Origin of the sequence: Streptomyces milbemycinicus, from assembly GCF_002154605.1 — a bacterium.
GTDB classification, from domain to species: Bacteria; Actinomycetota; Actinomycetes; order Streptomycetales; family Streptomycetaceae; genus Streptomyces; species Streptomyces milbemycinicus.
Window position 1 is genome coordinate 1 of sequence record NZ_MUNE01000123.1, and the last position, 11,560, is coordinate 11,560.

Annotated in this window: 15 protein-coding genes and 1 pseudogene; 4 read left to right on the forward strand and 12 right to left on the reverse strand. The window is 72.4% G+C overall.

All coding sequences use genetic code 11. The features are described 5' to 3' along the window. A partial coding sequence (locus tag CCN51_RS10710; protein ID WP_245881601.1) for a threonine synthase occupies window positions 1-1,289 on the reverse strand: 1,289 nt, incomplete at its 3' end. Window positions 1,290-1,317: 28 nt separating this feature from the next. Continuing rightward, a complete protein-coding gene (locus CCN51_RS10715; RefSeq protein ID WP_014177660.1) occupies window positions 1,318-1,989 on the reverse strand; it encodes an NADPH-dependent FMN reductase in 672 nt (223 codons plus the stop codon). A gap of 62 nt (window positions 1,990-2,051) precedes the next feature. Between CCN51_RS10715 and soxR the strand changes: the two are divergent. Next, window positions 2,052-2,477, forward strand: a pseudogene (gene soxR / locus CCN51_RS10720) (redox-sensitive transcriptional activator SoxR); the annotation flags it as partial. A 59-nt stretch (window positions 2,478-2,536) separates the two neighbouring features. Here soxR and CCN51_RS10725 read toward each other — a convergent pair. Then, window positions 2,537-3,442 (reverse strand): TIGR03564 family F420-dependent LLM class oxidoreductase, encoded by a 906-nt coding sequence (locus CCN51_RS10725; protein ID WP_014177658.1) that lies wholly within the window; start codon window positions 3,440-3,442, stop codon window positions 2,537-2,539. An 11-nt stretch (window positions 3,443-3,453) separates the two neighbouring features. After that, entirely contained in the window at window positions 3,454-4,428 is a 975-nt protein-coding gene (locus tag CCN51_RS10730; protein ID WP_014177657.1) for a zinc-binding dehydrogenase, read from the reverse strand. Between the two features lie 124 nt (window positions 4,429-4,552). Here CCN51_RS10730 and CCN51_RS10735 point away from each other — a divergent pair, with 124 nt between their 5' ends. Beyond that, window positions 4,553-5,176 carry a TetR/AcrR family transcriptional regulator gene (locus CCN51_RS10735; RefSeq protein ID WP_014177656.1) on the forward strand — a complete coding sequence of 208 codons (624 nt, stop codon included), beginning with the start codon at window positions 4,553-4,555 and terminating at the stop codon, window positions 5,174-5,176. Between the two features lie 13 nt (window positions 5,177-5,189). On the opposite strand, the gene CCN51_RS10740 is transcribed toward CCN51_RS10735, so the two are convergent. Together CCN51_RS10740 and CCN51_RS10745 are read right to left on the reverse strand one after the other, a co-directional pair. Continuing rightward, window positions 5,190-6,437 (reverse strand): GNAT family N-acetyltransferase, encoded by a 1,248-nt coding sequence (locus CCN51_RS10740; RefSeq protein ID WP_014177655.1) that lies wholly within the window; start codon window positions 6,435-6,437, stop codon window positions 5,190-5,192. Between the two features lie 103 nt (window positions 6,438-6,540). Further along, on the reverse strand, window positions 6,541-7,254 hold the full coding sequence (locus CCN51_RS10745; RefSeq protein ID WP_014177654.1) for an RsiG family protein: 714 nt from the start codon (window positions 7,252-7,254) through the stop codon (window positions 6,541-6,543). Between the two features lie 152 nt (window positions 7,255-7,406). On the opposite strand from CCN51_RS10745, the gene dtd reads away from it, so the two are divergent. Continuing rightward, on the forward strand, window positions 7,407-7,832 hold the full coding sequence (dtd, locus tag CCN51_RS10750; RefSeq protein ID WP_014177653.1) for a D-aminoacyl-tRNA deacylase: 426 nt from the start codon (window positions 7,407-7,409) through the stop codon (window positions 7,830-7,832). 20 nt (window positions 7,833-7,852) lie between these two features. Here dtd and ygfZ read toward each other — a convergent pair whose 3' ends face one another. From ygfZ to CCN51_RS10765, 3 genes are read right to left on the reverse strand one after another with little or no spacing between them, the layout of a single operon-like run. Next, window positions 7,853-8,818 (reverse strand): CAF17-like 4Fe-4S cluster assembly/insertion protein YgfZ, encoded by a 966-nt coding sequence (gene ygfZ / locus CCN51_RS10755; RefSeq protein ID WP_043487143.1) that lies wholly within the window; start codon window positions 8,816-8,818, stop codon window positions 7,853-7,855. 38 nt (window positions 8,819-8,856) lie between these two features. Further along, window positions 8,857-9,312, reverse strand: a complete 456-nt coding sequence (locus tag CCN51_RS10760) for a Fur family transcriptional regulator (RefSeq protein ID WP_014177651.1) — start codon at window positions 9,310-9,312, stop codon at window positions 8,857-8,859. 34 nt (window positions 9,313-9,346) lie between these two features. Beyond that, window positions 9,347-9,910 carry a heme-binding beta-barrel domain-containing protein gene (locus CCN51_RS10765; RefSeq protein WP_014177650.1) on the reverse strand — a complete coding sequence of 188 codons (564 nt, stop codon included), beginning with the start codon at window positions 9,908-9,910 and terminating at the stop codon, window positions 9,347-9,349. A 300-nt stretch (window positions 9,911-10,210) separates the two neighbouring features. Here CCN51_RS10765 and CCN51_RS10770 point away from each other — a divergent pair, with 300 nt between their 5' ends. Beyond that, window positions 10,211-10,573 carry a DsrE family protein gene (locus CCN51_RS10770; RefSeq protein ID WP_014177648.1) on the forward strand — a complete coding sequence of 121 codons (363 nt, stop codon included), beginning with the start codon at window positions 10,211-10,213 and terminating at the stop codon, window positions 10,571-10,573. Between the two features lies 1 nt (window position 10,574). Here CCN51_RS10770 and CCN51_RS10775 read toward each other — a convergent pair whose 3' ends face one another. The 3 genes from CCN51_RS10775 to CCN51_RS10785 all read right to left on the reverse strand — a co-directional run. Then, complete coding sequence (locus CCN51_RS10775; RefSeq protein WP_014177647.1) at window positions 10,575-10,832, reverse strand: DUF3099 domain-containing protein; 258 nt, start codon at window positions 10,830-10,832, stop codon at window positions 10,575-10,577. 141 nt (window positions 10,833-10,973) lie between these two features. Beyond that, window positions 10,974-11,261 (reverse strand): DUF1416 domain-containing protein, encoded by a 288-nt coding sequence (locus tag CCN51_RS10780; RefSeq protein WP_014177646.1) that lies wholly within the window; start codon window positions 11,259-11,261, stop codon window positions 10,974-10,976. Window positions 11,262-11,321: 60 nt separating this feature from the next. Continuing rightward, a partial coding sequence (locus tag CCN51_RS10785; RefSeq protein WP_281262461.1) for a sulfurtransferase occupies window positions 11,322-11,560 on the reverse strand: 239 nt, incomplete at its 5' end.

Consider the following 11,560-nt stretch of genomic DNA (forward strand, 5'->3'; position numbering starts at 1 on the left):
GCGACGGTGTCCCAGTCCGCGGGCACGGTCGGGTGGCCGCGGGTGGCGGTGGCGCTGTCCTTGAAGCCGCTGGAGGTGGTGACGCACACCACGGGGCCCGAGGCGTCCCCCGGGCGCGCGGGGTCCTCCCGGCGGGCGCGCAGCCCGGCCAGCCCCGCCGCGGAGGACAGCTCGACCCACATGCCCTGGCCGGCGAGTTCGTCGCGGGCGGCGGCCATCTGCTCATCGGTGACGGTCAGCGCCGCGCCGCGGCTCTCGCGTACGGCCACCACCCCGCGGTAGCCGCCCACGGGGCAGGAGATCCCGTACGCCTCGGTCGGCCCGACCGGGACCTGGGCGGCGGGGCGGCCGGTGCGGATCGCGGTGGTCAGCGCGCCCGTGGCGGCGGGCTCGCATGCGTACAGCCGCGGGGTGCGGTCGGCCAGGCCCAGCAGGGTCAGCTCGTGGAAGCCCTTCCAGACGCCGAAGAGCAGTTCGCCGTAGCCGGTGGGCACGTACACCGCCTCGGGCGTCTCGCCGAGGTCCAGGAAGATCTCGTACGCGATGGTCTTGTAGCCCTCGGTGCCGAAGGGGTGGCCGGTGTGGGCGGTGGTGGTCAGGCTGCTGACCGGCTGATAGCCGAACTCCTCCACGATCCGCCGCGTCAGCGGTTTCCACGACTCGTAGGGCCCGGTGACCACCAGCGCCCCGTAGGCGCGTACGAAGGAGGCGACGGCGGGCGGGGCGGAGGGGGAGGCGATCACGACGCACGGCAGCCCGGCGCGGGCCGCGTAGGCCGCGGCGGCGGCGCCGTGGTTGCCGGAGGAGGCCACCACGACGCCGCGCGCCCCGCTCGCCTTCGCGGCGCTGACGGCGACGCGGTTGAGCCGGTCCTTGTGGCTCCAGGTGGGGTTGCGCGACTCGTCCTTGATGTAGACGCCGTCGGGCAGCCGGACCAGGGGCGTGTTCCCCTCGCCGAGCCCGGGGGCGGCCAGCGGCGGGAGCAGCGGGGCCCAGCGTTCGAGGCCGTGTGCGGCGGGGCGGCCGAACAGGTCGGCGGGCACCCGGTCGTACGCGTAGTCGACCTCCAGCGGGTACGCGACGGCGTCGGTGGAGGTGCGCGGGCAGCCGTTGATGAGCGGCGGCCACAGGGAGTAGTGGACCGCCGGATCCCCCAGGGACCGCTGACCGGTCGCGAGCGACTGCGACCGCGGCCGTGGCCGCGGCCCCTGCTCGGGTTCGGGGCGTGCGGCGTTGGACCGTGGGGGACGGGATGTGGGCTGTGCGGACCGGGAGTTGGGGCGCTGCATGACCTGGATCATGCCAGGTCGGGCGTGGTCAGCCCCGGTACGGGCGGGCGGCCCGGGCCTCGCGCAGCGCCCGCGCCCACCACGTCAGCTGGTCGAGCAGGGCCGTGGCGGCCGCCTCCGGGCCCTTGGGCTCCTTCAGCGTGCCGTCCGCGCCGAAGAGCTCCCCGGCGTTGTGGAAGCTCACCGTCTCGCGGACGGTGACCGCGTGCAGCTCGGCGAAGACCGGCCGCAGATGTTCGACCGCGCGCAGGCCGCCGGAGAGCCCGCCGTACGAGACGAAGCCGACGGGTTTGGCCTGCCAGGGGGTGTAGTGCCAGTCGATGGCGTTCTTGAGGGCGGCCGGGTAGCTGTGGTTGTACTCGGGAGTGATCACGACGTATGCGTCGGCGGTCTCCAGCCGGGGCGTCACGGCCGCCAGGGCCTTGGCTTCCTCGGGGCCCGGACGGTGGCTGAGGCTCGCGGGCAGCGGGGTGTCGGCCAGGTCGATCACATCGGTGCGCAGACCGGCGTGGAGCGCGGTGCGGCTGGTGAACCAGTCGGCGACCTTCGGGCCGAAGCGGCCCTCGCGGGTGCTGGCGACGATGACCGCGAGGCGGATGGGGGTGGTGGCGGCCGTGTCGGTGGCCGGAGCGGTGGCCGGGCGGGTGGCGGTGTCGGTGGCGGTGTCGGTGGCTGTGTCGGTGGCTGTGTCGGTAACCATGGAGCCAGGCTCGGACTTAAACGTTGGTTGAAGTCAAGCTAGTCTCGTTTCTTATGAGCCAGATGTCGTGGAAGACCCATGAACTCACGGTCGGTGACCTGTCCCAGCGCAGCGGCGTCCCCGCCTCCGCGCTGCGCTTCTACGAGCGCGAAGGGCTCATCCACAGCCGCCGCACCACCGGCAACCAGCGCCGCTACACCCGCGACACGCTGCGCCGGGTCGCCTTCGTACGCTCCTCGCAGCGCGTCGGCATCCCGCTGGCCAGGATCCGGGAGGTCCTCTCGCTCTTCCCCGAGGACCATGTCCTCTCCAAGGAGGACTGGGCCCAGATCTCGGAGTGCTGGCGCGCGGACCTCAGCGAGCGGATCGAACAGCTGCTGACTCTGCGCGACAGCCTCACCGACTGCATCGGCTGCGGCTGTCTGTCGATCGACAAGTGCGCGCTGGTGAACCGGCACGACAGACTCGGCGAGCAGGGCCCGGGCGCGCGCCGACTGCTGAAGTCCTGCTCTGACGCGGACGGGCCCGGGACCTGTGGAGCCGTCGGTCAGGACGCGGCCAGTTCCGCCAACAAGGCCAGCGTGCGGGACTGTTCCTCGGGCGTGCCGACCGGGGAGACGATGAGCTCGGTCGCCCCCGCGTCGACCAGCTCCCGCAGCGCCTGCTCGACGGTGGACTCGTCGCCCAGTACCGCGGTGTCCTGCGGGCCCGCCGAGCCGTCGCGGTCCAGCACGGCCCGGTAGTGCGGGATCTGGTCGACCTGGCTGAACTGCTCGGCCATCGTGGCGCGGCGGGTCTCCGGGTCCGCGGTGACGCCCACGGCCTTGAAGGCGACGACGCGCGGCGCGGGCCGCCCCGCGCGGGTCGCCGCCTGGGTGATCGTGGGCACGATGTGGTCCGCGAGCGCGGCCCTGCCCGCCCAGACGGTGATGGTGCCGTCGGCCAGCTCGCCCGCCACTTTGAGCATCGCCGGGCCGAGCGCGCCGACCAGCAGCGCGGGCGGTTCGGCGCCGGGCGCGGTGACCGCGCCGGCGGCCTTGATGGTCTCGCCCTCGTACGTCACGCTTTCGCCGCGCAGCAAGGGCACCAATGCGGACAGGTATTCCCGCAGATGGCGGGCGGGCCGGTCGTAGGAGTGGCCGAACTGCCCCTCGATGATGTGCCGGTGGCTCACCCCGACGCCGAGCGTGAAGCGGTTGCCGGTGGCCGCCTGGGCGGTCAGCGCCTGGGCGGCGAGTGTCAGCGGGTGGCGCGGATACGTCGGGACCACGGAGGTGCCCAGCGCAAGACCGGGCACCTGGGGGCCGATGGCGGCGGCCGTGGTCAGGGCGTCCCAGGCGCCCATCTCGGGTAGCCAGGCGGTGCCGAGACCGGACGCGGCGATGTCGCGCGCCTGCTCGACGACCGTGTCGAGCGGGGTGCCGAGGACGTTCAGGAGGAGTCCGATGCGCATGGGATCGCCTTTCACCGTGTCGTAGTGGGGGCCGCGGGCTGCGCGCTCGCGGCGGGGCCGATGTCGAGTACGGCCTTGCCCGGTACGCGCCGCCCGAGCAGCGCGTCGGCCGCGTCCGTGACCTGCTCCCAGGAGCCGCGCCAGCCGATCTCCGGTGACAGTTCGCCGCGTGCCACGAGGCCGAGCAGTGTGGCGATATCGGGGCCGGGGCGGGTGATGTCGCCGAAGGAGTTGAGCGACTTGGCCTCGGCCAGCGCGATGGTGCTGTTCACCGGGAAGAGCGCGGCCTCGCCGGACGCCCAGCCGATGCTCTGCAGATTGCCGCCGGGGGCGAGCAGGCTCCAGGCGGCCACCAGCGAAGGCCCGCCGACGTTCTCCAGGACCACGTCCACGGGCTGCTCGACCGGCTCAAGGCCGACCACGACCTCGTCCGCGCCGAGCTCCCTGAGCCCCGCGCCGCGCGCGGGCGAGCCCACCGAGGCGATGACGTACGCCCCGGCCCGCCGCGCCAGCTGGACGGCGATCCGCCCGACCCCGCCCGAGGCGCCGGTGATCAGCACCCGCTTGCCCAGGACGTTCCCGGCCGCGCGCAGCGTCCGCAGGGCGGTGATGCCGACGACCGGGAGGGCTGCGGCGTCCGCGAGGTCCACGGGGTCGGGGACGGCGGCGAGGCTTTCGGTGGGCACCGCGACGCGTTCGGCCCAGCTGCCCGCGGCCAGGCCCGTCACCCGGGTGCCCGCCGCCGGTCCGGAGCCGTCGGCCGCTGCGCGGAGCACCACGCCGGACGCGTCGAAGCCCATGATCGTGCCGGGCGGCCGACCGGTGCCGTTGCGTATCTCGCCGAGGTTGAGCGACGCGTGCCGCACCTCGACCAGGGCCTCGCCGGGACCCGGTTCGGGCTCCGGTACGTCCGCGAAGCGCAGGGACCCCGGCGCCTCGGGATCGACGATCAGCGCGCGCATGGTGGCCGCTGTGCCGCTGCTCATGGCTGCCTCCTCAGGGCAGACGAGTGAACCGGACTGACAGTCCGGTTGTGCTGTGGTGGATACTATGAGGACCAGCAGTCCGGTTACAACCGCCGACTGTCCGGACGCGAGGAGGCGAGGCGCGGTGAGCGAGGCCACGACAGAGGCGGGCGAGGCCACGACAGAGCAGGGCGCCGCGCGGCGCGGTGAGCGCGCCGACGCCGCGCGCAACCGGCGCGCGATCCTGCGCGCCACCGAGGAGTTGCTGGCGGAGTGCGGCGCCGAGCATGTGTCCCTCGACCGGGTCGCGGCCGCCGCGGGGGTCGGCAAGGGCACCGTCTTCCGCCGCTTCGGCAGCCGTACGGGCCTGTTCCAGGCGCTGCTGGCCGACCGCGCGGCCCGGCTGCGGGAGGCGATCGATGAGGAGGCGGCGCCGCTGGGCACCGACGGGGCCCCGTGCGAGCGGCTGCTGGCCTTCCTCGACGCGCTGGCCGACATCGCCGAGCACCATCTGTCCCTGATCGCCGCGCATGAACGCGCCTGTGGCGAGGACAAGTTCGACGACCCCACCTACCGGGGGTGGCACGCCCACGTCTCCGCGCTGGTCCGGGAACTCAGACCGGGCCTCGACGCCGAGTTCGTGGCCCATATGCTGCTCGCCGCGTTCGACGGGGAACTGGTGCGGCGGCTGACGGCGGACGGGGACTGGACGCGGTTCCGTCGGTCGGTCAGGGACCTGGCCGACCTGCTGGTCGGCCAGGGGAAGTAACGCCAGGGCCTGTTCAGAAGATGTCCGGGCACCAAGGGCGGCGCGACGTACGCAGCAGGAGATCCGCCAGCGCCGCGGCGCCCTCGCGCTCCTCGGTGACCCGCCCCAGCGCGGCCAGCCGGACCGCGGACTCGTCACCCAGCCACAGCGTCCCCAACTCGCCGATGTCCATGGTCAGGTCGGCGGACCGGGTGGTCGGCGCGCAGGTGGCGCCGTCGGGCCCGGCGTCCAGCAGATAGCGCCCGCCGGCCAGGCCCGCGCGGTCGGACAGCTCCAGGACCAGCGAACCGGCGACCGGGTACGTACGGGCCTCGAGCAGCCGGGGGACGTCCAGCGGCCGCAGCCACAGGAAGTCGGCGTACGTCATGACCTGGGCCGCCCGCGGGTCGCCAAGCAGCAGCGGCAGCACATCGTCCGGCGGGCGGTAATCGGTGGTGACGTGGGTGACCCAGTCGACGGAGAACAGGAAGTGCCACAGCGCGCGTTCGGCGGCGGGGGTGGCCGCGAGCATCTCGAGCACCTCGGCGGTGTCGTGGGGGCGCTTGCCCTCCCACTTGTCGTCGCTGGTGTAGGCGAGCAGACCGTCCACGGACCCGTCGGGGGAGCGGTACACGACGTAGAACGGCTCAGTCCACTGGTGGAAGGGGAAGGTCAGCAGGCCGGTGTTCATCCGCCACCACAGCTCGCGGCGGTCGATCATGCCGTGCTGCCGGGCGCGCAGCCGCTCGTGCAGCGCGGGGCCCAGCTCCCGTACCTCGGCGCCGTCCGCGAAGTCCACCCGGCCGCCGCACGCGGGCCCGGAGTAGCGCGCGTCGAGCCCGGCGCGGGCGACGTCCACCCGCCACAGGGTGGCCCAGGTGGCCGGGCCGAACCCGTACCGCCCGTAGATCGGGTACTCGGCGGCGATCAGCGACGCCAGCAGCTCGCCGCGCTCCTTGGCCGCGCGCAGATCGCGGTCCATCATCCGGCTGAGCAGCCCCTGGCGGCGGTGGGTGGGCGAGACCGAGACGTTGCTGATGGCGTCGGCAGCCACCTCGGCCCCGCCGACCGCCGTCAGCCGCTGTGCGAAGCTGCGGAAGGTGGCCACGCAACGGCCCCGGTCGAAGGCCCCCTGCACCCGGTCCAGTTCCTCACCGATCTGCGCCCGCCGGATGTCGACCTCTTCCTTGCCCGCCTTCGGGGGCCGCAGGAAGCCGGTGTTCAGCGCGAGGGACCAGTCGGTGAGGTCGGAGTCGTCGACCTTACGGATCTCTGGGGCCATGAACCCCACCGTAGGCGGCCGGTGCGGCGGGGCGCACCTGGATATCGGGGGCTGCCTGGACATCGGGGCTGCCCGGATATCAGGGCTACCTGGATATCCGGGCTTACGAGAGCAGGTCGTCCACGTGTGCCTCCCCCTCTCGGTACCTTCGGGTGATTTCCGCGCCGCAGTCGTCCGCCGTGCGCTGGAGTTCCCGCCGCCGCCGCGAGATCTGCCGCTCGCAGCCGACGAGACGGGCCATCGCACCGCTCAACTCCTCGTCCGTGCGCGCCTGGAGGTCGGACAGGCCGACCTCGGCCAGCGTCTCCTCGGCCAGCCGCCGGGACTCCGCCCCCTGCGGAGTGCCGAGCGTCACATGCCGGGCGGAGGAGCGGTGTCCTGGCGGGCCGTCGACCAGGATCTCCGGCAGCAGGTCCACCAGCGCGGCCGGGGGCCGGGCCGCCTCGTCCACCGCCCCCGGCGAACCGGGGGCCGAACGGCGGGCCAGCTCGGCGCGGAGGATGTCGATCCGGCCCTGCAGCAGCCTGCGTACGTAGCTCAGATCCGCCTCCTCGCTCTGGGCCGAGCGGCGCAGTGCCCGTAGCTCCGGCAGCCGCAGCCCGGCCAGCGAGTCGGCCTGCCGGCCGCCGCGCTGGTTCGGCGGCCTCGGCGGCTGCACTCCGGGCAGGGTGGGCAGTGCGGGCAGTCCCGGCTGCTGCAGGTCTGTCGGCTGGAATCCCGGCTGCTGCAGGGCCTCGGTGGCCGCCTGGAGCAGGTCGCCGTTCTCCGGGCGCGTCGATGCGGGCCCGGGCGGCTGCCCGGTGCCGGATGTGATCATGCGGTTTCCGTCCCCTCCATGCGGTGCTACGCGAGCTGATCGCGTTGTGCCCATTGCGCACCGCTTGCACGCATCGTGCCACTGTGTACGGTCCGTCCGCAGCGCGCTTCCACCCGATCGGCCCCGGAAGGAGGCAGGGCATGATGGACCGTATGCGTGCTGTGGTACAGAGAGTGAACGGGGCGAGCGTCGTCGTGGACGGCGAGACGGTCGGGGAGATCGTCGGCCAGGGGCTGTGCGTCCTGGTCGGGGTGACTCATGACGACACCCCCGAGAAGGCGGCGCAGCTGGCCCGCAAGCTGTGGTCCGTACGCATCCTGGAGGGCGAGAAGTCCTGCTCGGACCTGGCCGCTCCGCTGCTGGTCATCAGCCAGTTCACGCTTTACGGCGACGCCCGCAAGGGCCGTCGGCCCACCTGGAACGCGGCCGCGCCCGGCGAGGTCGCCGAGCCGCTGGTGGACGAGGTCGTGGCGCGGCTGCGGGAGCTGGGCGCGCACGTGGAGACGGGCCGGTTCGGAGCGGACATGAAGGTCACGCTCACGAACGACGGCCCGTTCACGGTGATCGTCGAGGTCTGAGACCCCGCCTACGACTTTCTCTACGGTTCGACGACGACCTCTTGTGCCGCGGCTGTCGTATCCACGATGAGCGCCGCGTCCACCGGCACGTTCCGCTTGACCAGCGCCAGGGCGATCGGCCCCAGCTCGTGGTGGCGGGCCGAGGTCGTCACAAAGCCCAGCGTGCGTCCCGCCGCGCCCTCCGAGGCGAGCCGTACGGGCGCGCCGTGGCCGGGCAGCGTCACCTCGCTGCCGTCCAGGTGGAGGAAGACCAGCCGACGCGGCGGCTTGCCCAGGTTCTCCACCCGGGCGACGGTCTCCTGGCCGCGGTAGCAGCCCTTGTGGAGGTGTACGGCGCTGCCGATCAAGCCCAGCTCATGCGGGATCGTCCGGTGGTCGGTCTCCAGGCCGAGCCGCGGGCGGTGCGCCTCGACGCGCAGCGCCTCGTACGCCAGCACACCGGCCGGCGGGCCGCTCGCCGCGGCGAAGGACTCCAGATCGGCGCGGGGCAGGAACAGGTCCCGGCCGTACGGGGTCTCGCGGACGGCGGCGCCCTCGGGGGCCTCGGCGATACTGCCCGCCGGGAGGTGGACGACCGCGAACTCCTCGGTGCGGTCGGCGGTCTCCACCCGGTAGAAGAACTTCATGCTCTCCAGGTACGCGAGCAGATCGCCCTGGGTGCCGGGCTCCACATGGGCCCAGGTGGTCTCGCCGTCGTCGACTATGTAGAGCGCGTGTTCGATATGGCCGTGCGGGGAGAGGATCAGCGCCTCCGTGGCCTGACCGGCCGGGAGTTCACTCACATGCTGGGTGAGCAGCAGATGCAGCCAGCTCAGCCGGTCCGGGCCGGCGACCGTGACCACACCGCGGTGCGAGAGGTCCACGAAGCCGGAGCCGTCGGCGAGCGCGCGCTGCTCGCGGAACAGGTCGCCGTAGTGCGCGGCGACGCCTTCGTCGGGGCCCTCGCCGGGGACGGCGCCGGGCAGCGACAGCAAAGGGCTCTTCATGAGCTCAGCCTACGACTCGGCCCGGCTCGGGACCTGACCTAGGGCCTCGGCTCAGGACCAGGGCCGTCGTCCGCTCGATCGGCCGAACACTTGGCGCAGCGGCCGAAGATCGCGAAGTGCTTCATATCGGTGTCGAAGCCGAAGCTCGCCCGCAGCTGCCGGACGAAGGGCTCGGCCACCGACAGATCGGCCTCGATCACATCCGTGCAGTCCCGGCAGACCATGTGGATGTGGTGGTGCCGGTCGGCCAGGTGGTACGTGGGGGCGCCGTGCCCGAGGTGGGCATGGCTGACCAGCCCCAGCTCCTCCAGCAGCTCCAGGGTGCGGTAGACCGTGGAGATGTTGACGCCGCTGGCGGTGCGGCGCACCTCGGTGAGGATGTCGTCCGGGGTGGCGTGCTCGAGGTGGTCGACGGCCTCGAGCACGAGCTGGCGCTGCGGCGTCAGGCGATAGCCGCGCTCCCGCAGATCTGTCTTCCAGTCGGTGGTCGCCACGGTGCCCAGTGTAGGGCGGTCGGTCAGCGGTCGGTCAGCGGAAGAAGGCGATGCCGTCGTCCGGGAGGTCCTTGAGGTCCTTGGCCCATTCGCGCGGGTCCACGACCTTCTTCAGATGCGCGGACATGTACGGCCGCAGCGGCACCTCCGGGGTGGCCTTCTCGCCGACCCACATCAGATCGCTCTTGACGTAGCCGTAGAGCCGCTTGCCGCCGGAGTACGGGCCGGAGGCGGCGGTACGGGCCACGGCGTCCGTCACCACGTCGATCTGCGGCTTGCCCTCCGCCAGCTCGCCGTACCAGACCTCGACGACGCCCTGGTCGCGGATCATGACGATCTCGACCTTGCGGTCCTTGTCGATCCGCCAGAAGCCGTACTCGCTCTCCAGCGGGCGGACCTTCTTGCCGTCGCCGTCGAGCACCCAAGTGTGCGAGATGTACTCCAGGAAGTCGCGGCCGTCGTGGGTGAAGGTCACTTCCTGCCCGAAGTTGCACTTTTCGGTCCCCGGGAAGTCATAGACGCCCGCGCCCTCCCAGTTGCCGAGGAGGAAGGCGAGCGGTACGAGGTCCGGGTGGAGGTCGGACGGGATCTCGATCATGAATCCAGGCGATCTGTGGGGAGGGGAAGGGAATGGACGGGGCCCAGGGGACGCCGCGCGGGGGAGGGGGTCAGCGCTGGCCCTGGTACAGCTTCTTCCAGGTCAGTGCGGCGAAGCCGAGGGTGGCGACGACGACCAGGATCATCAGGGTGGTGAAGACTGCCTCAAGCACGAGCGCGCTCCTTGGAGGAGTGGGACGTTCCGTTGGGACTCGCGGAACGGTCATGGACCGCGGCCGAGTCTAGTCGCCGGTGCGGTGACCGGCTCTTCGAGGTCTCCCGCCCGGCCTAGGCTGGCCGTATGGCGAAGAAGCTGGTGATCAAGGTGACAGCGGGCGCGGATGCGCCCGAGCGGTGCTCCCAGGCGTTCACGGTGGCGGCGGTGGCCGCGGCGAGCGGCGTGGAGGTCTCGCTGTGGCTGACGGGGGAGTCGTCCTGGTTCGCGCTCCCGGGCCGCGCTGCGGAGTTCGAGCTGCCGCATGCGGCGCCGCTGCCGGAGCTGATCGACGGCATCCTCGCGGGCGGCACGATCACGGTGTGCTCGCAGTGCGCGGCCCGTCGGGGCATCGAGGAGAAGGACCTCATCGAGGGCGCCCGGATAGCGGGGGCACAGGTGTTCGTCAGCGAGATCATGCCGGAGGGCGTACAGGCGCTCGTCTACTGAACTAACGGCGGTGGTTGTACTCGTCCAGCTCCCGCCACCAGCGGTCGGACTCCTCGTCGCCCGACTCGTCCCACCACCGGTCGTCCGGCCCCCTGCGGTTGGCCACGATGGCGGCGAGCGGCGGGATCACCATGGCGACGATGCACATCACGACGGCGGCCGGGACGGACCACAGGCGCACGAAGCCCCACGCCGAGATGAAGAGCGTCAGACACGCGCCCATCAGGATGAAATATGCGTGGCGCCGTCGCGCGTACATACCACCAGGATACGTCCGGGGGCGCCGCCGGGACAGCTGTGAGGCGGCCCCCGAACAGCCCGGAGGGCCGCACCCCGCCGAGGCGTCCAACCCCGGGGTGCGGCCCTCCGGCCGTGTCCGGCCGCGACGCGCGGGTGCGCGTCAGACGGCGATGGCGACCTCCGCCAGGCCACCCTTCTGGGCGACGACGGTGCGGTCCGCGGTCGCGCCCGGGACCAGGGCGCGCACGGTCCAGGTGCCCTCGGCCGCGTAGAAGCGGAACTGGCCGGTGGCCGAGGTGGGGACCTCGGCGGTGAACTCACCGGTGCTGTCCAGCAGCCGGACGTAGCCGGTGACCGGCTCGCCGTCGCGGGTCACCGATCCCTGGATGGTGGTCTCGCCGGGCTTGATGGTCGACGCGTCGGGGCCGCCGGCCGTTGCTCCACACATGGGTGACTGTCCTTACGTTCGGGGAGACGTTCGGGGAGGGGGAGGGGAGGGGGAGGGAGGTCAGCTGTTGGCGCCGAGCTCGATCGGCACGCCGACGAGGGAGCCGTACTCGGTCCAGGAGCCGTCGTAGTTCTTGACGTTGGTCTGGCCCAGCAGCTCGTGCAGGACGAACCAGGTGTGAGCGGAGCGCTCACCGATGCGGCAGTAGGCGATGGTGTCCTTCGACAGGTCGACGCCCTCGCCCTCGTAGAGCTCCTTGAGCTCGTCGTCGGACTTGAAGGTGCCGTCGTCGTTGGCGG

Coding starts and splice junctions, on each gene's coding strand:
- CCN51_RS10770 (WP_014177648.1), top strand. CDS start 10,211: ATGGCGAAGAAGCTGGTGATCAAGGTGACAGCGGGCGCGGATGCGCCC.
- CCN51_RS10775 (WP_014177647.1), bottom strand. CDS start 10,832: ATGTACGCGCGACGGCGCCACGCATATTTCATCCTGATGGGCGCGTGT.
- ygfZ (WP_043487143.1), bottom strand. CDS start 8,818: ATGAAGAGCCCTTTGCTGTCGCTGCCCGGCGCCGTCCCCGGCGAGGGC.
- CCN51_RS10730 (WP_014177657.1), bottom strand. CDS start 4,428: ATGAGCAGCGGCACAGCGGCCACCATGCGCGCGCTGATCGTCGATCCC.
- CCN51_RS10725 (WP_014177658.1), bottom strand. CDS start 3,442: ATGCGCATCGGACTCCTCCTGAACGTCCTCGGCACCCCGCTCGACACG.
- CCN51_RS10745 (WP_014177654.1), bottom strand. CDS start 7,254: ATGATCACATCCGGCACCGGGCAGCCGCCCGGGCCCGCATCGACGCGC.
- CCN51_RS10715 (WP_014177660.1), bottom strand. CDS start 1,989: ATGGTTACCGACACAGCCACCGACACAGCCACCGACACCGCCACCGAC.
- dtd (WP_014177653.1), top strand. CDS start 7,407: ATGCGTGCTGTGGTACAGAGAGTGAACGGGGCGAGCGTCGTCGTGGAC.
- CCN51_RS10740 (WP_014177655.1), bottom strand. CDS start 6,437: ATGGCCCCAGAGATCCGTAAGGTCGACGACTCCGACCTCACCGACTGG.
- CCN51_RS10765 (WP_014177650.1), bottom strand. CDS start 9,910: ATGATCGAGATCCCGTCCGACCTCCACCCGGACCTCGTACCGCTCGCC.
- CCN51_RS10780 (WP_014177646.1), bottom strand. CDS start 11,261: ATGTGTGGAGCAACGGCCGGCGGCCCCGACGCGTCGACCATCAAGCCC.